The 21,800-nt window shown below is 53.1% G+C and carries 20 protein-coding genes; 11 read left to right on the top strand and 9 right to left on the bottom strand.

Going from position 1 to position 21,800, the window contains the following annotated elements:
- Positions 1 to 28: 28 nt before the first annotated feature.
- The 4 genes from fbaA to tkt all read right to left on the bottom strand — a co-directional run bounded on the left by fbaA (position 29) and on the right by tkt (position 5,974).
- The gene (gene fbaA, locus ABRZ28_RS03420) at positions 29 to 1,108 is read right to left on the bottom strand and encodes a class II fructose-bisphosphate aldolase (RefSeq protein WP_319604721.1); all 1,080 of its coding nucleotides are present in this window, start codon (positions 1,106 to 1,108) and stop codon (positions 29 to 31) included.
- A 119-nt stretch (positions 1,109 to 1,227) separates the two neighbouring features.
- On the bottom strand, positions 1,228 to 2,391 hold the full coding sequence (pgk, locus tag ABRZ28_RS03415; protein WP_319604722.1) for a phosphoglycerate kinase: 1,164 nt from the start codon (positions 2,389 to 2,391) through the stop codon (positions 1,228 to 1,230).
- Positions 2,392 to 2,463: 72 nt separating this feature from the next.
- On the bottom strand, positions 2,464 to 3,480 hold the full coding sequence (gene epd, locus ABRZ28_RS03410) for an erythrose-4-phosphate dehydrogenase (RefSeq protein WP_330519500.1): 1,017 nt from the start codon (positions 3,478 to 3,480) through the stop codon (positions 2,464 to 2,466).
- 499 nt (positions 3,481 to 3,979) lie between these two features.
- Complete coding sequence (gene tkt / locus ABRZ28_RS03405) at positions 3,980 to 5,974, bottom strand: transketolase (protein WP_330519499.1); 1,995 nt, start codon at positions 5,972 to 5,974, stop codon at positions 3,980 to 3,982.
- 338 nt (positions 5,975 to 6,312) lie between these two features.
- Here tkt and loiP point away from each other — a divergent pair, with 338 nt between their 5' ends.
- Positions 6,313 to 7,071, top strand: a complete 759-nt coding sequence (gene loiP / locus ABRZ28_RS03400) for a metalloprotease LoiP (protein ID WP_319604725.1) — start codon at positions 6,313 to 6,315, stop codon at positions 7,069 to 7,071.
- 468 nt (positions 7,072 to 7,539) lie between these two features.
- A complete protein-coding gene (locus ABRZ28_RS03395; protein ID WP_319604726.1) occupies positions 7,540 to 8,157 on the top strand; it encodes a LuxR C-terminal-related transcriptional regulator in 618 nt (205 codons plus the stop codon).
- A gap of 62 nt (positions 8,158 to 8,219) precedes the next feature.
- Here the strand turns inward: ABRZ28_RS03395 and speA are convergent, their stop codons facing one another.
- Entirely contained in the window at positions 8,220 to 10,199 is a 1,980-nt protein-coding gene (gene speA / locus ABRZ28_RS03390) for a biosynthetic arginine decarboxylase (protein WP_330519498.1), read from the bottom strand.
- 330 nt (positions 10,200 to 10,529) lie between these two features.
- Here speA and ABRZ28_RS03385 point away from each other — a divergent pair, with 330 nt between their 5' ends.
- From ABRZ28_RS03385 to ruvX, 8 genes are all read left to right on the top strand, one after another.
- Positions 10,530 to 10,769: a hypothetical protein gene (locus ABRZ28_RS03385; RefSeq protein WP_319604728.1), complete on the top strand. Its 240-nt coding sequence runs from the start codon at positions 10,530 to 10,532 to the stop codon at positions 10,767 to 10,769.
- A gap of 143 nt (positions 10,770 to 10,912) precedes the next feature.
- Positions 10,913 to 12,064 carry a methionine adenosyltransferase gene (gene metK, locus ABRZ28_RS03380; protein ID WP_319604729.1) on the top strand — a complete coding sequence of 384 codons (1,152 nt, stop codon included), beginning with the start codon at positions 10,913 to 10,915 and terminating at the stop codon, positions 12,062 to 12,064.
- Positions 12,065 to 12,154: 90 nt separating this feature from the next.
- Positions 12,155 to 12,667, top strand: coding sequence for a SprT family zinc-dependent metalloprotease (locus ABRZ28_RS03375; protein ID WP_319604730.1), 513 nt, complete (start codon positions 12,155 to 12,157; stop codon positions 12,665 to 12,667).
- A gap of 98 nt (positions 12,668 to 12,765) precedes the next feature.
- A complete protein-coding gene (endA, locus tag ABRZ28_RS03370; protein WP_330519497.1) occupies positions 12,766 to 13,464 on the top strand; it encodes a deoxyribonuclease I in 699 nt (232 codons plus the stop codon).
- Positions 13,465 to 13,645: 181 nt separating this feature from the next.
- Entirely contained in the window at positions 13,646 to 14,380 is a 735-nt protein-coding gene (rsmE, locus tag ABRZ28_RS03365; protein ID WP_319604732.1) for a 16S rRNA (uracil(1498)-N(3))-methyltransferase, read from the top strand.
- 11 nt (positions 14,381 to 14,391) lie between these two features.
- Entirely contained in the window at positions 14,392 to 15,351 is a 960-nt protein-coding gene (gene gshB / locus ABRZ28_RS03360) for a glutathione synthase (protein ID WP_319604733.1), read from the top strand.
- A gap of 99 nt (positions 15,352 to 15,450) precedes the next feature.
- Positions 15,451 to 16,014: a YqgE/AlgH family protein gene (locus ABRZ28_RS03355; RefSeq protein ID WP_319604734.1), complete on the top strand. Its 564-nt coding sequence runs from the start codon at positions 15,451 to 15,453 to the stop codon at positions 16,012 to 16,014.
- The gene (ruvX, locus tag ABRZ28_RS03350) at positions 16,014 to 16,436 is read left to right on the top strand and encodes a Holliday junction resolvase RuvX (protein ID WP_319604735.1); all 423 of its coding nucleotides are present in this window, start codon (positions 16,014 to 16,016) and stop codon (positions 16,434 to 16,436) included. The genes ABRZ28_RS03355 and ruvX overlap by 1 nt, the downstream gene beginning before the upstream one ends.
- A 73-nt stretch (positions 16,437 to 16,509) precedes the next feature.
- Here ruvX and fbp read toward each other — a convergent pair whose 3' ends face one another.
- On the bottom strand, positions 16,510 to 17,514 hold the full coding sequence (gene fbp, locus ABRZ28_RS03345; protein ID WP_319604736.1) for a class 1 fructose-bisphosphatase: 1,005 nt from the start codon (positions 17,512 to 17,514) through the stop codon (positions 16,510 to 16,512).
- Between the two features lie 168 nt (positions 17,515 to 17,682).
- Between fbp and mpl the strand changes: the two genes are divergently transcribed.
- A complete protein-coding gene (mpl, locus tag ABRZ28_RS03340) occupies positions 17,683 to 19,068 on the top strand; it encodes a UDP-N-acetylmuramate:L-alanyl-gamma-D-glutamyl-meso-diaminopimelate ligase (RefSeq protein WP_330519496.1) in 1,386 nt (461 codons plus the stop codon).
- Positions 19,069 to 19,112: 44 nt separating this feature from the next.
- Here mpl and ABRZ28_RS03335 read toward each other — a convergent pair whose 3' ends face one another.
- From ABRZ28_RS03335 to hflC, 3 genes are all read right to left on the bottom strand, one after another.
- Positions 19,113 to 20,411, bottom strand: a complete 1,299-nt coding sequence (locus ABRZ28_RS03335) for an adenylosuccinate synthase (RefSeq protein ID WP_319604738.1) — start codon at positions 20,409 to 20,411, stop codon at positions 19,113 to 19,115.
- Positions 20,412 to 20,511: 100 nt separating this feature from the next.
- A complete protein-coding gene (locus tag ABRZ28_RS03330; RefSeq protein ID WP_009111325.1) occupies positions 20,512 to 20,712 on the bottom strand; it encodes a DUF2065 domain-containing protein in 201 nt (66 codons plus the stop codon).
- A gap of 97 nt (positions 20,713 to 20,809) precedes the next feature.
- Complete coding sequence (gene hflC / locus ABRZ28_RS03325) at positions 20,810 to 21,799, bottom strand: protease modulator HflC (RefSeq protein ID WP_319604739.1); 990 nt, start codon at positions 21,797 to 21,799, stop codon at positions 20,810 to 20,812.
- Position 21,800: the final 1 nt, after the last annotated feature.

Raw genomic sequence — 21,800 nt, 5'->3', positions numbered from 1 at the left:
CTTAGCGATAAACCTTTAAGAATCTTAGTTAAAGAACATCGATAGCGTTCAGTTCTTTAAAGGCTTTTTCTAAACGAGCGACCATGGTGCCCTGCGCGGCACGCAGCCATGCACGCGGATCGTAGTATTTCTTGTTCGGTTTGTCGGCGCCTTCCGGGTTGCCCAGTTGGCTTTGCAGATACCCTTCGTTTTTCTTGTAGTACTGCAAAATACCTTCCCAGGTCGCCCATTGGGTATCGGTGTCGATGTTCATCTTGATAACACCGTAACCAACCGCTTCTTCAATTTCAGCAGCGGTAGAACCGGAACCGCCGTGGAAGACGAAGTTCAGGCTATTGTGCGGCAGGTTGTATTTTTCAGAGACATAATCCTGAGAGTTACGCAGGATTTTCGGCGTCAGCTGTACGTTACCTGGTTTGTAAACGCCGTGAACGTTACCGAAAGAAGCCGCGATAGTGAAACGCGGGCTGATTGCATTCAGTTTTTCATAGGCGTAAGCCACATCTTCCGGCTGAGTATACAGCGCGGAGTTATCCAGATGGCTGTTGTCCACGCCATCTTCTTCACCACCGGTGCAACCCAGTTCGATTTCCAGCGTCATACCCAATTTCGCCATGCGAGTTAGGTATTTGCTACAAATTTCAATGTTTTCCTCCAGCGACTCTTCAGACAGGTCGATCATATGAGAAGAGAACAGCGGTTTGCCGTAGGCGGCGAAGTATTTTTCACCCGCGTCCAGCAGTCCGTCCAGCCACGGCAGCAGTTTCTTGGCGCAGTGGTCGGTGTGCAGGATAACCGGAACGCCGTAGTATTCAGCCATCTGATGAACGTGATGCGCGCCAGAGATCGCGCCCTGGATGGCAGCCTGCTGCGGAACGTCTGATTTCAGACCTTTGCCGGCGATAAATGCGGCGCCGCCGTTAGAGAACTGTACAATCACCGGCGAGCGAACTTTGGCTGCGGCTTCAAGCACGGCATTAATTGAATCAGTACCGACGCAGTTTACTGCCGGCAGAGCGAATTTGTTTTCTTTTGCTACTGCGAAAACTTTCTGAACATCATCACCAGTGATGACACCAGGTTTTACGAAATCAAAAATTTTAGACATGTTACGTGTCCTGTTTCGTTGGCCGTGGGGTTAAAAAATCTGTTTTTTCATCAAGGGTTGTCCCGACCGCGGGTCGGAACAACCAAAGCAGAGGCCGTCATGGCGCTCAGCTTAAAACATTACTGCTTGGCACGCGCTTCCAGCATAACGACCGCCGGTAGTTGTTTCCCTTCGACGAACTCCAGGAAAGCGCCGCCGCCGGTAGAAATATAAGAAATTTTGTCAGCAATACCAAACAGGTCGATTGCCGCCAGCGTATCACCGCCGCCGGCGATGGAGAATGCGGCGCTGTCGGCAATCGCTTTGGCGACAATTTCAGTGCCTTTACGGAAATTCGGGAATTCAAACACGCCGACCGGACCATTCCACAGGATGGTTTTGGCGCTTTTCAGAATGTCAGCCAGACGTTCCGCGGAAACATCGCCCAGATCCAGAATCTGCTCGTCATCTTTGATCTCGTTGACGGATTTCAGGGTTGCTGCGGCGGTTTCAGAGAATTCGGTCGCCACGCGCACATCGGTCGGAACCGGAATATCGCAGGTTTCCAGCAGTTTTTTCGCTTCCGGGATCAGATCCGCTTCGTACAGGGATTTACCGACATTATGACCTTGAGCCGCGACGAACGTATTCGCGATGCCGCCGCCGACAATCAGCTGGTCGGCGATTTTGGACAGCGAGTCAAGTACGGTCAGTTTGGTTGAAACTTTAGAACCGCCGACGATGGCGACCATCGGACGAGCCGGGTTGCCCAGCGCTTTACCCAAGGCTTCCAGTTCGGCGGACAGCAGCGGGCCGGCACAGGCGATAGGCGCGAATTTACCCACGCCATGCGTGGAAGCCTGCGCACGGTGAGCGGTGCCGAATGCGTCCATCACATAGACGTCGCACAGCGCGGCGTATTTTTTGGCCAGCACTTCGTCGTCTTTCTTCTCGCCTTTGTTGAAGCGTACGTTTTCCAGAACAACCAGTTCGCCTTCAGCAACGTCTACGCCATCCAGATAATCTTTTGCCAGACGTACCGGAGAAGAGAGTTTGTCTTTCAGATAATTGACAACCGGCAGCAGAGAAAACTCTTCGTTGTATTCTCCTTCGGTCGGACGACCCAGGTGGGAAGTCACCATCACGCGAGCACCTTGTTTCAGGGCGGCTTCGATGGTCGGCAGAGAAGCGCGGATACGCGCATCAGACGTCACTTTACCTTCTTTTACCGGCACGTTCAGATCCGAGCGGATCAATACACGTTTACCAGCCAGATCCAGATCGGTCATCTTAATTACAGACATGGTGAATCCTCTTGTTGATTCTCTTTTAAAGTTGCTTGAGCGAGATATTGACCCGAGATCAATACCGTCGTACTAGAAACCGCAGGCCGCCATCGCCCGAGTTGTATCCAACATTCGGTTGGCGAACCCCCATTCATTATCGCACCAGACCAGCGTTTTAATCAGGTGCTGACCACTAACCCGGGTCTGCGTGCCGTCAACAATAGCACTATGCGGATCGTGGTTAAAATCGGCCGAAACCAGCGGCAATTCGGTATAGTCAACTATACCACGAAATGCCCCATGCGCTGATTTTTGCAAAAGCGCATTAATTTCATTCACATTGACGGCATTCTTCACGCTGACGCTTAAATCGATTGCCGTCACGTTAATTGTCGGGACCCGAACCGATATCGCTTCGAAACGATCGACAAACTGCGGAAAGATCCGGGTGATGCCCACCGCCAGTTTGGTATCTACCGGAATGATGGACTGGCTGGCCGCGCGAGTACGGCGCAGATCGCGATGATAGGCGTCAATCACCGGCTGATCGTTCATCGATGAGTGGATCGTCGTTACCGTGCCGTTTTCGATACCGAATGCGTCATCCAACAATTTAATGATAGGAATAATGCAGTTGGTTGTGCAGGATGCATTCGACACGATACGGTGTTCGGCCTGTAAATTTTGATGATTGACGCCAAACACTACGGTGGCGTCCAGATCGGGCGTTCCCGGATGAGAAAAGAGCACTTTCTTGGCCCCCGCCGCCAGATGCGCTTCGCCATCTTCGCGACTGCCGTAAACGCCGCTACAGTCCAGCACCACATCAATACCCAGTTCACGCCAGGGCAACGATGGGATCGCCGCCTGATGCAATAGCCGGATGCAATCATCCCCGACATACAGTTGATCGCATTCCTGACGCACATCCCAGGGGAAACGGCCGTGACTGGAGTCATACTTGAGCAAATGAGCCATACCTTCGGCGCTTGCCAGCTCATTGATCGCCACCACCGAGATCTCGGCCCGGCGGCCCGACTCATACAGCGCGCGTAAGACATTACGGCCGATGCGGCCAAAACCGTTTATAGCAATACGGATTGTCATGCAGTTCCCTGTGTAACGATGATAGTGCCACCCGCATAGGATATAGACTTCTTGCTGAAAGTGGCAATGGCGTCGGCATGCTTAAATCACTCAGACTCGCGCCTGCGTCTCCTGCCGGGCTCGCTAAACCGAATTCAAATCCGCGCAAGCCCGATTGTGTTGAATAAATGCTATCAACATCACAACTGAAACGCTTCAGCTAGCATAAACGAATTAACCTGCAAAAGAAATATTCTCACTCGACTCTCATCAGAAGAGTGACCCACGTCATATTTCTACCAGACGAACGGCGAGCTGGAGAGATGGCGCCGCCATACAAAAAGCCGCCAGATCGCTCTGGCGGCTCAGTCTGATGACAAAGTCCGGCGCTTTACCAATAACCCTCCTCCCGCCCCGACTTTACCAGAGGGAGTGGCCTGCCTGCGCCCTCCCCTGCGAAAGGGAAACAAGCCACGAAGGTTGGTCAGCAACCGCCGGCGGCATCGCGCCGGTTCTGAACTTACTTCAACAACGCTTTAGCCTTCGCCACCACGTTATCCACCGTGAAACCGAACTCTTCAAACAGCAGTTCCGCCGGTGCGGATTCGCCGAAGCTTTCCATCCCGACAATCGCGCCGTTCAGACCGACATACTTGTACCAGTAGTCCGCGATACCGGCTTCAATCGCCACACGGGCCGACACTGCTTTCGGCAATACCGACTCACGGTAGGCTTCATCCTGTTTGTCGAACGCATCGGTAGACGGCATCGACACCACGCGAACGTTACGCCCTTCCGCCGTCAGTTTGTCATAGGCGCCCACCGCCAGTTCCACTTCGGAACCGGTGGCGATCAGGATCACTTCCGGCTGACCGCCGCTGTCTTTCAGCACATACGCGCCTTTCGCTACATCCGCCAGTTGCTGGGCATTGCGATCCTGCTGAGCCAGGTTCTGACGCGACAGAATCAACGCCGTCGGACCGTCCTGACGCTCAACGGCATATTTCCATGCCACGGCGGTTTCAACCTGATCGGCCGGACGCCAGGTGCTCATATTCGGCGTTACGCGCAGGCTGGCTAACTGTTCAACCGGCTGGTGGGTCGGGCCATCTTCGCCCAGACCGATGGAGTCGTGGGTATAGACGTAAATGCTGCGAATCTTCATCAGCGCCGCCATGCGAACCGCATTACGGGCATATTCCACAAACATCAGGAAGGTGGCGGTATAAGGGATAAAACCGCCGTGCAGCGAGATGCCGTTGGCAATCGCCGTCATACCGAATTCACGCACGCCGTAGTGGATATAATTGCCGCCGTTATCCTTATCCAGCGACTTCGAGCCAGACCACACCGTCAGATTGCTCGGCGCCAGGTCGGCGGAGCCGCCCAGGAATTCCGGCAACAACTTGCCGTAGGCTTCCAGCGCATTCTGCGAGGCTTTGCGGCTGGCGATTTTCGCCGGATTGGCCTGCAACTGCTCAATAAATTTCTGCGCGTCGGCCTGCCAGTCAGCCGGCAGTTCGCCATTGGTGCGGCGTTTAAACTCGGCGGCCAGATCGGGATAAGCGCTGGCGTAAGCGGCAAAGGCTTCATCCCAGGCGGCTTCTTTACGCTTACCGGCGGCTTTCGCATCCCACTCGGCGTAGATATCTTTCGGGATCTCAAACGGCGGGTATTTCCAGCCCAGTTGTTCGCGGGATGCCGCGACTTCGCTATCGCCCAGCGGCGCGCCGTGGGAATCGTGCGTACCGGCTTTGTTCGGCGAACCGAAACCGATCACCGTCTTACATATCAGCAGCGATGGTTTATCGGTAACGAGCTTGGCTTCGTTGATGGCGCGCTTAATCGCATCCGCGTCGTGACCGTCTACGCCGCGAACGACGTGCCAACCGTAGGCTTCAAAACGGGCAGCCGTGTCATCGGTAAACCAGCCTTCCACATGGCCGTCAATGGAGATGCCGTTGTCATCATAAAACGCCGTCAGCTTGCCAAGCTTCATCGTCCCTGCCAGCGAGCAGACTTCATGAGAAATGCCTTCCATCATGCAACCGTCGCCCAGGAAGGCATAGGTGTAATGGTCGACAATTTCATGACCCGGACGGTTAAACTGCGCGGCCAGCGTACGCTCCGCAATCGCCATACCCACCGCATTGGCAATGCCCTGTCCCAGCGGTCCGGTCGTGGTTTCCACGCCCGGCGTGTAACCGTACTCGGGATGACCGGGAGTTTTAGAGTGCAGTTGACGGAAATTTTTCAACTCTTCGATAGGCAGGTCATAGCCGGTGAGGTGAAGCAGGCTATATATCAGCATTGAAGCGTGGCCGTTGGACAGCACAAAACGGTCGCGGTTAGCCCAGTGCGGGTTGGCTGGATTGTGGTTCAGGTAATCACGCCACAGAACTTCGGCGATATCCGCCATCCCCATCGGGGCGCCGGGGTGACCGGATTTAGCTTTTTGCACCGCATCCATACTCAGCGCACGGATAGCATTGGCAAGTTCTTTACGAGAGGACATGCTTTACTCCAGATCGGATTGAACAGATGTCTTGTCAGACATAGGATATTAATCAACACGTTAGCCAGGAAAGGCGAAGAAAAGATGACTATAAATGTACATGAAAATCAAGGCGAATGCACATGGAACCGTGAGCAAAAACGGTGGATTGAGTCACTAATTCGTCAACCACTCTTTTTCCGTATCGCCGCTAACCGGGCTTAACGCCGCAGACTTGCGCCCCATCAAGGAATAACTATCGGATATAAATCAGAATTATGGCCTACTACCCGATCATGTTTTCGGTTATGTTGCCAACGCTTTTATTTTTATACCTCACTATCTTAGGGAATATGTTTATGACATCTCGAATTTCTTTGCCTCTGCTGGCACTCAGTATCGCCGCTTTACTCAGCGGCTGCCAGAATCTTGACTCCAGCGCACTGATACAATCCGGCACCCAGGCTTTCCAGGCGGCCACACTCAGTGACGAACAGGTAAAAACGCTAAGTAACCAATCCTGTGAGCAGATGGATAAAGAAGCTCAAATAGCTCCGGCTAATAGCGTATACACAAAACGTCTGAATAAAATTTCGAACGCATTGGGCCACGATATTAACGGTACGCCGGCCAACTATAAGGTTTATCTGACCAAAGATGTCAACGCCTGGGCGATGGCAAACGGTTGTATCCGCGTTTACAGCGGTTTGATGGACATGATGACGGACAATGAGATCGAGGGCGTTCTGGGCCATGAAATGGGCCATGTCGCGCTGGGTCACACCCGCAAAGCCATGCAGGTGGCTTACGCCGCGACCGCAGCCCGTTCCGCCGCGGCTTCCGCGGGCGGCGTGGCGGCTTCGTTATCACAGTCCCAACTTGCCGATCTGGGTGAAAAACTGGTTAATGCGCAGTTCTCCCAGTCGCAAGAGTCGCAGGCCGATGACTACTCGTTTGATCTGCTGAAAAAACGCGGCATCAAAACCGAAGGTCTGGCAACCAGCTTTGAGAAACTGGCCAAGCTGGATGCAGGACATGAGAGCAGCATGTTTGATTCGCATCCGTCATCAGAGGGGCGCGCCAAACATATCCGTGAGCGTATTGCCGCGGGCAAATAATCGTTTAGACATTTGATACCCATCCGGCACCTGGTATCGCCAGGTGCCGTTGCCAACACTGTCCGCCCTCGCCGATTTATTGTTAAATAATGTCGCCTTTCTCATTCGCTAGCGGCCTCGATAGCGCCCCACCGGTAATAGCGTTAACCAATCGAAGAATAAAAAATGATAGTCTAAAATAATATGACTTTATTATCTTTCTCTTCGACGCGGGCGAAATTCATATATTTTAAAGATGGCAATACGTTTACAAATCAAGCATAATAGCGCCCCTACGGGCATTGAATTCCCCCTGAAATAAACATAAAAATATAGAATAAATACTTCTCCACTTTTTATTTTTTCAAGATATCCATTTGAAACCACACCCATTTAATACTTTCTTAACGGTTGAGTAGTATTTGCGGCGTCAGCAACCCTTGTTGGGTTGTCTCCTTTTAAAAAACAAACGTTGATGTGTTAATAATCATGGATGTGAGAATTTTCAGCAAATGTCATTTTACCACCGTGGGCTTACGAGAAGTCCTGGCCAGCATTCCTGCGCTATATGTGAGACCCTCCAGCCGGTTTACGCTTTCCCAGGGAAGAACAACCTGTATCTTTATCATCGACGGCAGTAGCGAAGGGTTTGAGGAATATTACGAATCAGTAAGAACGTTTTTTTACCCTATGGCGGCCGCCTTCGTGATCATCAACGCCTCCCCCCTTCACCCGCCGGTATGTATCGATGAAAAGACGCTGCTTATTTCCAAATCCTCGCCGATAGCGGCCTTTTATCAGTTGCTGGACGTTATCCCACAGCATAGCCGGCATTCACTCATGCCGGTCAGACTATCCAAATCAGAGTATGCCGTTTTTCAATATTGGATTGCGGGCTACAGCGTGGAGTCAATCTCGGCCATCGTCGGCCTGAATAAAAAATCCGTATTGAACAGCAAATCAAGATTATTGAATAAATATGGCGTTCAGGACAAAAACTCATTAATACTCATCGCCAAAATTCTCTTCAGGGATGGTCTTCCCGGCGATGCGGCTTATCCATCCGCATCGATAAAAAATATCGACGCCATGGATTCCCTGGCTTAATGCTAAAAAAAAGGATGTGCGCCGGCACATCCTTCCGCAATCTGCCTTGAGCGATTAAAACGTCACTCGTCCTCTAAATAGGTGTACCCATAAAGACCATTTTCAAACTCTTCCAGGAATTGCGCCTGGAGCGCCGCATCCAGGTCGGTACCTTTTACCTGATCGCGGAAACGCGCCAGCAAAACTTCGGGATCGAGCTGAACATACTCCAGCATATCCGCAACGGTATTCCCTTCATCCGATTCATCGATCTCGATGGTGCCGTCCTGGAAAACGAATACGTCGACGGTCGCCGTATCGCCAAACAGATTATGCATATTCCCCAGAATTTCCTGATAAGCGCCTACCATGAAAAAACCCAGTAACGGCGGATTTTCGGCATCATACGGCGGCATCGGCATCGTGGTCGCGATACCATCCCCATCGATGTAATGGTCGATAGACCCGTCTGAGTCACAGGTAATATCCAGCAAGACGGCACGGCGTTCGGGTTGTTTATCCAGCCCTTCCAGCGGCATCACCGGGAAAAGTTGATCGATTCCCCATGCATCCGGCATCGACTGGAACAACGAGAAGTTGACGTACAGCTTATCGGCCATACGCTCCTGCAATTCGTCAATAATCGGTCGGTGAGCACGGTTGCTGGGATCCAGCTGCTGCTGAATTTTCTGACAGATACTCAGATAAAGCTGCTCCGCTTTCGCCCGTTGGGTTAAATCCAGCATGCCGTGCGTATATTGAGTATGCACATCATGCAGATCCATCTGGCTGTCGTGCAGCCATTCTCGCAGCGAGCGACGGTTTCCCGGCTGCTTGATTTCCTGCCAGGTTGACCACAGGCTTTCCAACGCGCGCGGCGCATCCTCTTCCGGCGCCGAAGGTTCGCTGAACTCGTTACGCTCCACCCCGATAATATTGGAAACCAATACGGTATGATGCGCAGTCACCGCCCGGCCCGATTCGGTGATCACCGTCGGGTGCGGCAACCCATATTCGTTGCAGGCGTCGCCAATACCCCAAATCACATTATTGGCGTATTCATTCAGACCGTAGTTGACCGAACAGTCCGACTGGGAACGCGTTCCTTCATAATCCACCCCTAAACCGCCGCCGACGTCGAAGCACTGAATGTTGACGCCCAGTTTATGCAGCTCAACGTAGAAACGGGCGGACTCACGCACCCCGGTGGCGATATCGCGGATGTTCGCCAACTGGGAGCCGAGATGGAAATGCAGCAGTTGCAGACTTTCCAGCCGGCCTGCGTCACGCAGCATTTCAACTAATTGCAACACCTGCGCCGCCGCCAAACCGAATTTGGATTTTTCGCCGCCGCTGGACTGCCATTTGCCGGATCCCTGGGAAGCCAAACGGGCGCGCACGCCGAGACGCGGCACCACGTTCAGACGCTCAGCCTCTTCCAGCACCAGCTTAATCTCGGACATTTTCTCAATGACCAGATAAACCTTGTGTCCCAGCTTTTCGCCGACCAACGCCAGACGAATATACTCGCGATCTTTATAACCGTTGCAGACTATCACCGTGCGCGTCATGCCGGCGTGGCCCAGCACCGCCATTAATTCCGCCTTGGATCCGGCCTCCAGTCCCATTGGCTCGCCGGAATTAACCAACGACTCAATGACGCGGCGATGTTGGTTGACCTTGATGGGGTAAACCAGAAAGTAATCGCCCTGATAACCAAAGGATTCGCGCGCCCGTTTAAACGCCGCATTAATGGATCGCAAACGGTGCTGAAGAATCTGTGGGAAACAAAACAGCGCCGGCAGGCGTTGGTGCCTTTCTTCCTGCAACTCTTTGACCAACTTGGCCAGATCGACGCGCGCTTCCGGCACATCGGGATCCGGACAAACGCTGATATGCCCTAACTCATTAACGTCGTAATAATTATTACCCCACCAGGCAATATTATAAGTACGAAGCATTTCGCTGGCATTCTGGTCATTCATGGCAACCTCCTGCATGGAGCGCAAATTTTCATATTTACCCGTCGCTGACGAGCCCTGATGAATCATGTCGTCAGACATAACGAACCTCTTCTTTTTTTGTACGGCTGATCGTCTCAGCGCCTAAATAAACAACCAGCATAATGCTCGCAACACGCCGCATCGCCAGTGAAAAACCAGACTGAATACAGTATGCCGCCGTTGTATTACTCTTATTAGTGTAAAACACGTTGTCAGACTCCGTGGTACGGGTCAGTGAAAACTCATGGTGGAAAGAACAGGAAAAATCATTACCGGCAGAGCAGCGTTCGCCTCCGGCTCAGGGAACAGCGGCAGACTAACCGGCCCTGGAATCCTGCGTCGAATTCAAAGACAGGCAACTTCGAGCAAACAAAGAGAAGGGGTGAGCGCATGACGCTATGGCGTCAAAAGAAAGGCGTTGTGAACGCAACACACTCAGTAAACAACGGATCATTAATCCTATCACCTCCACGCACGCCGCGGGGCATACGGTTAAACCATCAACGGAACGGTCAATATACCTTTATCACGGCGAACAAACCGCTTGCCGTTTATACCGACATGATGCGGGAAAAGCAAAATGAAAATATCGCCGTCGACGGCTACTCGGTAAGAAAAAATGACCGATAACAAAAAACGATGATCGGTTAAAACCAAAAACTGCTGGTAATGAGAACAAAACGTGACCTAGAATAGACGTCCAGATGTTAATCCATCCAAACTGATTAACGGGTAAATTGCTTAACGGCTTTGATTTGAAGGTAAAGAAACTCATGGCTAAACACCTTTTTACGTCCGAGTCTGTCTCTGAGGGACACCCGGATAAAATTGCGGACCAGATCTCCGATGCCGTCCTTGACGCTATTCTGGAGCAAGATCCTAAGGCGCGCGTCGCCTGTGAGACTTACGTAAAAACCGGTATGGTGTTAGTCGGTGGTGAAATCACGACCAGCGCCTGGGTAGATATCGAAGAAGTCACACGCCGTACTGTGCGCGACATTGGTTACGTTAATTCCGAAATGGGTTTTGATGCCAATTCCTGCGCCGTATTGAGCGCCATCGGGAAGCAATCCCCCGATATCAACCAGGGCGTCGACCGCAGCGATCCGCTGGAGCAAGGCGCAGGCGATCAGGGCTTGATGTTCGGTTACGCCACCAACGAAACAGACGTTCTGATGCCGGCGCCGATCACTTACGCGCATCGTCTGGTCCAGCGTCAATCTGAAGTACGTAAAAATGGCACCCTGTCATGGCTGCGTCCCGATGCGAAAAGCCAGGTGACTTTCCTGTATGACGATGGAAAAATCGCCGGTATCGATGCGGTGGTTCTGTCGACTCAGCACTCGGAAGATATTGCGCAGAAAGATCTGCATGAAGCCGTGATGGAAGAGATCATCAAGCCGGTGCTGCCTGCTGAATGGCTTTCCGCCAACACGAAATTCTTCATCAACCCAACCGGACGTTTCGTTATCGGCGGCCCGATGGGCGACTGCGGTCTGACCGGCCGTAAAATTATTGTCGATACCTACGGCGGCGCCGCTCGTCACGGCGGTGGGGCATTCTCCGGTAAGGATCCATCGAAAGTGGACCGTTCCGCCGCTTACGCGGCTCGCTATGTGGCGAAAAACATCGTTGCCGCCGGTCTGGCGGATCGCTGCGAGATCCAGGTTTCTTACGCTATCGGCGTCGCGGAACCGACCTCCATCATGATCGAAACCTTCGGCACGGAAAAAGTCCCGACCGAAAAACTGATCCTGCTGGCGCGCGAGTTCTTCGATCTGCGCCCTTACGGCTTAATCCAGATGCTGGATCTGCTGCACCCGATCTATCAGGAAACCGCGGCTTACGGCCACTTCGGCCGCGAACACTTCCCGTGGGAAAAAACCGATAAAGCCGCGCTGTTGCGTGAAGCCGCCGGTTTGTAACGGTAATACCGCATCGCGTCTCCCCCTGGCAAGGGGGAGACGCAAGAGGGGTTATTGCGCTGCGCCCCGCCCCGTTTTATCCTTCTTCGTATGAATACACCGAGAATTCCCATTGCCTACCATCAGGCGGTCATGCGTTGCCTGCGAGAAAAACTCCGGCAAGCCAATCTGGCCTTGAACAGCGACTACCCCGAGCCTGTCGTTAGCTATCAGCAGCGCGGGTCGACGGCCGGCACAGCCTGGCTACAACAGTGGGAAATCCGCCTCAATCCTGTTCTCTTGCAGGAAAACCAGCAAACTTTTATTGATGAAGTCGTCCCGCACGAATTAGCTCATCTGCTGGTTTTTGCCCGCTTTGGCAAAGTCGCGCCGCATGGCAATGAGTGGCGGTGGATGATGGAGAGCGTATTGCAGACGCCGGCCCGGCGCACGCACCGCTTCGAGGTGAAATCCGTGCAGGGCAAAACTTTCCCCTATCAGTGTGGTTGTCGACAGCATCAGTTAACCGTGCGGCGTCATAACCGCGTGCTGCGCGGCGAAACAGAATATCGTTGCCGCCATTGCGGTGGAACATTACGTTTCGTCGTAACAAATTCTATTTAAAAGAAAATTATCAGCTTAAAAAACCAGCTTTTGCATTTGCCTGCCGAAGTCACATCCGGTAGTCTGCCTGATTTATTGCCCATGGGGTATTTTGGAATATGCTACGCAAAACACTCGCTATCGCATCGGTCGGGTTTGGTCTGTTTTCCGCCGCCGCCTTTAGTCAAAACATCAATAACTTTACTCAGGCAAAAGCCGCCGCGGTACAGGTCAATCAGGGAGCGCCCGGCACGTTTTATTGCGGTTGTGAAATCAAATGGCAGGGGAAAAAAGGCATTCCCGATCTCGCCTCCTGCGGCTATCAGGTAAGAAAAAGCGAGCAGCGCGCCAGCCGTATTGAATGGGAACATGTCGTCCCCGCCTGGCAGTTCGGTCATCAGCGCCAGTGCTGGCAAAACGGCGGCAGAAAGAATTGCAGCAGAGATCCGGTATACCGTGAAATGGAAACCGACCTACATAACCTGCAACCCGCCATCGGCGAGATCAACGGCGATCGCGGTAATTTCATGTATGGCCAATGGAACGGCGGCAAGTCCGAATACGGCCAGTGTGAAATGAAGATCGACTTTAAAAACAAAGCGGCGGAGCCGCCGGCCCGCGCCCGCGGCCCCATCGCCCGCACCTATTTTTACATGCGGGATCGCTACCATCTCCGGCTATCCAGACAGCAAACCCAACTGTTCGAAGCCTGGGATAAACAATTTCCGGTCACGCCATGGGAATGTACTCGCGACCAGCGCATTGCCGCAAAACAAGGGAATCATAACCCTTACGTTCAACAGGCTTGCCAGCAATAGTCAGTCTACCTACTATAGCGTGTATCGTCATGCCCGACAGATTTCAGGTTGCAAGGCCGGTAACCTGCAAGACGAAGGAATGACCGTCCGTAAAACCACCGTCTGACCGACGGTGGTTTGCCTTTATTGGACACAACAGGTCCAGTTCAGATTACTACATGATTAAGGTCGGAACATCAGTATGCGAATACCGCGCATTTTTCATCCCGAGACGCTGCCGCTCGCGGGCGGCGAAGTTGAACTGAGTGAAGAGGCGGCCAACCACGTTGGGCGTGTTCTGCGCATGAGCAGCGGCCAGCCGTTGCAATTATTCGACGGCAGCAATTACATCTTTGCCGCCGAAATTGTTCAGTCAGGTAAAAAAAGTGTGCGGGTCCGCGTTACAGAAGGTAAGTTGGAAGATAAAGAATCGCCGTTGCATCTGCACCTGGGACAGGTCATGTCCCGCGGCGAAAAAATGGAGTTCACCATTCAGAAGTCCATTGAGCTGGGCGTGAATATCATCACTCCCCTGTTTTCTGAACGCTGTGGTGTAAAATTAGACGCCGATCGGCTGGAAAAGAAGATCGGTCAATGGCAGAAGATCGCGATAGCCGCCTGCGAACAGTGCGGCCGTAACCGTCTGCCGGAAGTACGCCCGGCGATAACGCTGGAAAGCTGGTGCGCCGAGCAGGATTCAGCATTAAAACTCAATCTGCACCCACGCGCCACGCAAAGCATTAATACCTTGCCGCTGCCGGTAAAGCGGGTTCGATTGTTGATCGGCCCGGAAGGAGGTCTATCCTCCAATGAAATTTCGATGACCTCGGAGTACGGATTTACCGACATCCTCCTGGGGCCGCGCGTATTGCGTACAGAAACCACAGCGCTCACCGCAATTACCGCCTTGCAGGTACGTTTCGGCGATCTGGGGTAAAGGAGAAAATAATGATCAAACTCGGTATCGTGATGGATCCGATTGACGCCATCAATATCAAGAAAGACACCAGTTTCGCCATGCTGCTGGAAGCACAGCGTCGTGGCTGGGAATTGCATTACATGGAGATGAACGATCTCTATCTGCATGCCGGCGTGGCCCGCGCCACCACCCGTCGTCTGAACGTACAGTACGACTATGATGGCTGGTATGATTTCTCCGGCGAACAGGATATCGCGCTGGAAGAGCTGGATGTCATTTTGATGCGTAAGGATCCGCCGTTCGATACGGAATTCATTTACGCCACCTACATCCTGGAACGCGCGGAAGAGAAAGGCACGCTGATCGTCAATAAACCGCAGAGCCTGCGTGATTGCAACGAAAAACTCTTCACCGCCTGGTTCGCGCATCTGACGCCGGATACCCTGGTCACCCGGAGCGCGGATAAGCTGCGTCAGTTCCATCAGAAGCATGGCGATGTCATCCTGAAGCCGCTGGACGGCATGGGGGGAACCTCTATTTTCCGTCTGAAACAGGATGACGCCAACGTCTCCGTTATCATTGAAACATTGACCGAACATGCCAGCCGTTACTGCATGGCGCAAAACTATCTGCCGGCGATTAAAGAAGGCGATAAACGCGTGTTGGTCGTTGACGGAGAACCCGTTCCTTACTGCCTGGCCCGTATTCCCAAAAGCGGCGAAACGCGCGGCAATCTGGCGGCGGGAGGACGAGGAGAAGCCCGTCCGCTAAGCGACAGCGACTGGCAGATCGCCAATGAAATCGCCCCCACCTTGAAGCAGAAAGGCCTGATCTTTGTGGGTCTGGATATCATCGGCGATCGTCTGACTGAAATTAACGTTACCAGCCCGACCTGCGTACGTGAGATTGAAGCGGCCTATCCGGATATCTCCATCACCGGCATGCTTATGGATGCGATTAAAAAACGTCTGGCTGCGCGTAACAGCTAATGCGTTCCTGGCGATATCTTCAGCCGGAATGCATGAACGCCCGGCTCGTACTGTGTTGACGAGCCGATCATCAAACGCCGACAAAGATCGATAGCACAAATGAATTTACAGCATCACTTTCTCATCGCCATGCCAGCACTTCAGGATCCGGTATTTAAGCGTTCGGTGGTCTATATCTGCGAACATAATGAAGACGGCGCCATGGGGTTGATCATCAACAAACCCATGGAGCAGTTTACCGTGGAGAACGTGCTGAAGAAGCTAAAGATAAACCCAACGCCGCGCGATCCCGCAATCAGCCTGGACAAACCGGTTTTTTCCGGCGGACCGCTGGCCGACGATCGTGGGTTTATCCTGCATACCCCTTGCGACGGTTTTGGCTCCAGCATCAGTATTTCCGAGGACACCATGATCACCACCTCGAAAGACGTACTGGAGACGTTGGGCACCGCGAATCAACCGGAAAACATGCTGGTGGCGCTGGGCTATTCCGCCTGGGAAGAAGGCCAGCTTGAAAACGAGCTGCTGGACAATGCCTGGCTGACTTCGCCGGCGGATAAAGAGATTCTGTTTCATACGCCGATTGCCGAACGCTGGCGGGCGGCGGCCAAAAAACTGGGCGTGGATATCCATAATATCGCCACTGAAGCAGGTCACGCCTGATGGCAAGCCGCACCATTCTTGCCTTTGATTTCGGCACCAAAAGCATTGGCGTCGCTATCGGCCAGGAAATAACCCGGACGGCGCGTCCGCTGACGTCGTTCAAGGCGCAAGAGGGAATACCTGACTGGCAAAAAGTAGAAAAAGTGCTGTCCGAGTGGCAACCGGCGCTGGTCGTGGTGGGACTGCCGCTAAACATGGATGGAACGGAACAGCCGCTCACCGCCAGAGCGCGGAAATTCGCCAACCGTCTGCACGGCCGCTTTGGCGTGCAAATCGCGCTGCATGACGAACGTCTGAGCACGGTGGAAGCCCGGGCCGATCTGTTTGAGCACGGCGGATTTCGAGCGCTGGATAAAGGCAGCGTCGACGCGGCATCCGCCGTGATTATTCTGGAAAGCTGGTTTGAAGGACAAAATCAGTGAGGGAATGCGGATAATCAGCGCGCCTCCGTCTGCGAGGCGCGCTGCCGTATGATTCAAGCCGCCAAATTAGCGCTTACTCATCCGGGTATTCGCGGATAAAGCGCTCAACGTCATTGACCATCGACTCCGTTCCCACAAAAAAAGGCGAACGCTGGTGCAACTTATCCGGAATGATATCCAGAATACGGCGTTCACCGTCGCTGGCTTTCCCCCCCGCCTGCTCCGCCAGAAACGCCATCGGGTTGCATTCGTACAACAGACGCAGTTTGCCTTGCGGATAACTGGCGGTGCTTGGATAGAGATAAATACCGCCTTTCAACAGGTTACGGTGAAAATCCGCAACCAGTGAACCAATATAGCGCGAGGTATAGGGGCGCAGCGTCGCTTCGTCCTGTTCCTGACAGTATTTGATGTATTTCTTCACCCCCAGAGGAAATTTAATGTAATTCCCTTCGTTGATGGAGTACATATTCCCTTTTTCCGGGAAGTGAACCTTTTCATGAGACAGGCAGAACACGCCGAGGGAGGGATCGTAGGTAAAAGCATGCACGCCGTGTCCGGTGGTATACACCAGCATGGTGGAGGAGCCATAAACGATATAGCCGGCGGCAACCTGCTTGTTGCCCGGTTGCAGGAAATCATCCTCGGTTACCGGAACCCCCAAGGGCGTGATGCGGCGGTAAATAGAGAATATCGTACCGACGGATACGTTTACATCAATGTTGGAAGAGCCGTCCAGCGGATCCATCAACACCACATATTTGGCGTTTTCAGCCCGCTCGCCGTCAAAAATAACTATTTCATCCTCTTCTTCAGAGGCTATCCCGGCGACTTCGCCCCGCGCTTTTAACGCGGCTTTCAACTTTTCATTGGCATACAGATCAAGCTTCATCTGTACTTCGCCCTGAATATTGGAAATGCCGCTGGTACCCAAAATATCAACCAGGCCCGCCTTGTTAATATCACGATGGATAATTTTAGCACCCAGTTTGATCGCAGAGAGCAGCGCGGTAAGCTCACCGGTGGCATGAGAGAAATCGTGCTGTTTTTCGACGATAAATTCGCCTAACGTTTTCATAACACTATTCCAGAGTCTACGGATGAAAAGCGGTTTCATTTAAAAACCGCCAGCGTATTCGATTGCAGTGTAGCCCAAAGAGAAAGTGAGTACCTAGTCAAATCCATTTCTTATGACGGTTTCATGGGGTTAGAATGTGCGCAGACTCACTGTATAGATGGAAACTGTATGCGTATTCACATTTTAGGCATCTGCGGCACCTTTATGGGCGGCCTGGCGCTGTTGGCCCGCTCGCTGGGGCATGAGGTTACCGGCTCCGATGCAAACGTTTACCCACCCATGAGTACCTTACTGGAAGAACAGGGAATCACGCTGATGCAAGGGTACGACCCGGCTCAACTCGATCCCGCGCCCGATCTGGTTATCGTGGGCAATGCGATGACGCGCGGCAATCCTTGCGTTGAAGCCATTCTGGAACAAGGGTTAGCTTATACTTCCGGCCCGCAATGGCTGCATGATTATGTGTTGCGCGATCGCTGGGTCATCGCGGTAGCCGGCACCCACGGCAAAACCACGACGGCGGGCATGGTCGCCTGGATCCTGGAAGATTGCGGGTATCAGCCGGGATTCGTGATTGGCGGCGTGCCGGGCAACTTTACCGTCTCGGCGCGTTTAGGCGACAGCCCGTTTATGGTGATTGAAGCAGATGAATATGACTGCGCCTTTTTCGATAAGCGTTCAAAATTCGTCCACTATTGCCCGCGCACGCTGATTCTCAACAATCTTGAATTCGATCATGCCGACATCTTTGATGACCTGAAAGCTATTCAAAAACAGTTCCATCACCTGGTGCGTTTGGTTCCCGGCAGCGGGAAAATCATCCTGCCCGCCAATGATATTCATCTCAAGCAGACGATGGCGATGGGATGTTGGAGCCAGCAAGAACTGGTCGGCGAAGACGGCGTCTGGCACGCGAAAAAAGTCTCGACGGACGCCAGCGAATATCAGGTTTACCTGAATGGCGAAGTGGTTGGCGAAGTACACTGGAGCCTGGTAGGCGAACACAATATGCATAACGGACTGATGGCGATTGCCGCGGCGCACCACGTTGGCGTACTGCCTGCCGATGCCTGCCGCGCATTGGGCGGTTTCGTTAATGCCCGCCGTCGGCTTGAGCTACGCGGTACGGCGCATGGCGTGAATGTATATGATGATTTCGCCCATCATCCTACGGCGATACTGGCGACATTGGCCGCGCTACGCGGCAAGGTCGGAGGAACGGCCCGCATTCTGGCGGTGCTTGAACCACGTTCCAACACCATGAAGATGGGCGTATGTAAAAACGAACTTGCTCCGGCGCTCGGTCGCGCCGATGAAGTGTTTCTATTTCAGCCCCAGCATATTCCCTGGCAGGTGGCCGAAGTGGCCGAATCCTGCGTGCAGCCTGCGCACTGTAGCGCCGACATCGATACGCTGGTTGATATGATCGCAAAAGCCGCGCTACCGGGCGATCACATATTGGTGATGAGTAACGGCGGGTTCAGTAATATCCATAATAAGCTGCTGGATGCATTGAATAAAAAGGCGATGGCGGAACTTACGGCGGATAAATAGAGGGGCAGCAAAAAGGACGGGTCAACCCGTCCTTCGTCAACTAATCAGGCGTCAAACGGATCGCGCAGGATCATCGTTTCGTCGCGATCCGGACCGGTAGAAATAATATCTACCGGCACGCCGGTCACTTCTTCCACACGCTTAATGTAGTTCAGCGCCGCCTGCGGCAATTTACTGTGATCTTTCACGCCGAAGGTGCTTTCAGACCAGCCGGGCAGGGTTTCATAAATCGGCTCAATACCTTCCCAGCCATCGGCGGCCAGCGGCGTGGTATCCACTTCGCGGCCATCTGGCATGCGGTAGCCGACGCAGAGTTTGACTTCTTTCAGACCGTCCAGCACATCCAGTTTAGTCATGCAGAAACCAGACAGGGAGTTGATCTGAACCGCACGGCGAACCGCGACGGCATCCAGCCAGCCGGTACGACGACGACGACCGGTAGTCGCGCCGAATTCATTGCCTTTCTCGGTAAGGTAGTCGCCGACATCATCAAACAGCTCGGTCGGGAACGGACCCGCGCCGACGCGCGTGGAGTAAGCTTTGACAATACCCAGAACGTAATCGACATAGCGGGGTCCCAGACCGGAACCTGTCGCCACGCCGCCTGCGGTGGTGTTCGAAGAGGTCACATACGGATAGGTACCGTGGTCGATGTCCAGCAGCGTACCCTGAGCGCCTTCAAACATGACGAACTCGCCGCGCTGATGGGCTTTATACAGCAGATCGGATACGTCGACCACCATACCGGTCAGGATATCGGCGATCGCCAATACCTCGTCCAGCACTTTCTGGTAGTCAACCGCTTCGACTTTGTAATAGTTAACCAGTTGGAAATTATGGTATTCAACGATCTCTTTCAACTTAACGGCAAACGCCTGTTTATCGAACAGATCGCCGACACGCAGCCCGCGACGAGCCACCTTATCCTCGTAGGCCGGACCGATGCCGCGCCCCGTCGTGCCGATTGCCTTGGCGCCGCGCGCTTTTTCGCGCGCGTTGTCCAATGCGACATGATAAGGAAGAATCAGCGGACAAGCTTCAGACAACAGCAGACGTTCGCGTACCGGGACGCCGCGCGCTTCAAGATCCGTCATTTCCTTCATCAAGGCATCAGGCGCCAGCACCACACCGTTACCGATGATGCTGATGACATTCTCACGCAGAATACCCGAGGGAATTAAATGAAGAACGGTTTTTTCACCGTTAATAACCAGAGTATGGCCCGCATTGTGGCCACCTTGGTAGCGCACAACATATTTAGCCCGTTCAGTCAGCAGGTCAACGACCTTGCCTTTACCTTCGTCACCCCATTGGGTGCCCAGTACGACGACGTTCTTACCCATCTCAAGAATCACCAGGTTGCTTAAAAAAAGATTCTAACATCTCATTTGCTCGCTTTCAGTACTTTTTAGCGCCGGTTTGCGCACATTTTTAAGATAAAGACTAGCCGCCCATGCGGCTACGCAACATATAGTAGACAACGCATCCGGCAACCACTATTCCACCGCCGAAACGCCGTAATGTATTATCCGGCAACTGCGCCATCGCCAAAATCATACGCCGCCAGATGCGGGGAAACAGCAAGGGACCCAGCCCTTCGATAATCAATACCAATCCCAAAGCCATCCAAACGGTTGCATTCATAAACACTCCAAATTGCCTGTCAGATTTTCAACGTCGCTTGCAGCGACACGAAAAAAAGCCCGTATTCACGGGCTTTAAGCAAGTCATCGCGGAAACATTAACGGCGAAGCGTCGTTTCCGGCGATTTCATATAGCGGAAGAAATCACTGTCCGGACTCAGCACCATCACGTCCTGATTAGAGCTGAAGCTGCTTTCATAGGCGCGCAGGCTACGAATGAAGGAGTAGAAATCAGGATCTTCGCTGAAGGCCTGGGCAAACAGTTTCGCGGCTTCCGCATCGCCTTCACCACGGGAAATACGCCCCTGACGCTCGGCTTCCGCCAGCGTACGGGTCACCTCGTAGTCCGCCGTCGCCTTTAACTTCTCAGCCTCTTCCTGGCCTTGCGAACGGTGACGACGCGCTACCGCTTCACGCTCTGCGCGCATACGCTGGTAGATGGCGTCGGACACTTCGGTCGGCAGGTTAATCTGCTTAATCCGCACGTCAATCACTTCAATCCCCAACGCCGCCATACTGTTCGGGTTGATATGGGGTTGAGTGCCGGTGGTTTCCTGCTCAACACGCGCCGCGGCTGAAGCAATGGCGTTATCCGCTTCGGTTGTCTCGCCGGTGCCGGTGTTCAACGCCTCACGCACGTCGGTCATCAACTGACCACGCGAATCGGTAACGATGCCTTTTAAATCCAGACGGCCGATCTCTGAACGCAAACGGTCGCTGAATTTACGTTTCAACAGCACTTCCGCCTGAGAAACATCGCCGCCGCCGGTCGCCAGATAATAACGACTGAAATCGCTGATGCGCCATTTGATATAGGAATCAATGATCAGGTCTTTCTGCTCTTTGGTGATAAAGCGGTCAGCCTGATTCTCCATGGTCTGGATACGCGCATCCAGCATCTTCACTGAATCAATGAACGGAATTTTAAACTGCAATCCCGGCGCATAAATCAGCGGTTTGTTTTCATCATCGCGCAATACTTTGCCGAAGCGCATCACGATGCCGCGCTGGCCTTCCTGCACCACGAACAGTGACGCATAGACCACCATCAGTACCAGGATCAGGATAATTAGTAAGGGTTTACGCATC

The sequence above is a fragment of the Brenneria sp. g21c3 genome, assembly GCF_040240345.1.
Lineage (GTDB): Bacteria > Pseudomonadota > Gammaproteobacteria > Enterobacterales > Enterobacteriaceae > Brenneria.
The sequence above is the reverse complement of the archived record's forward strand: the minus strand, read 5'-3'. Positions and strand labels throughout refer to the sequence as shown.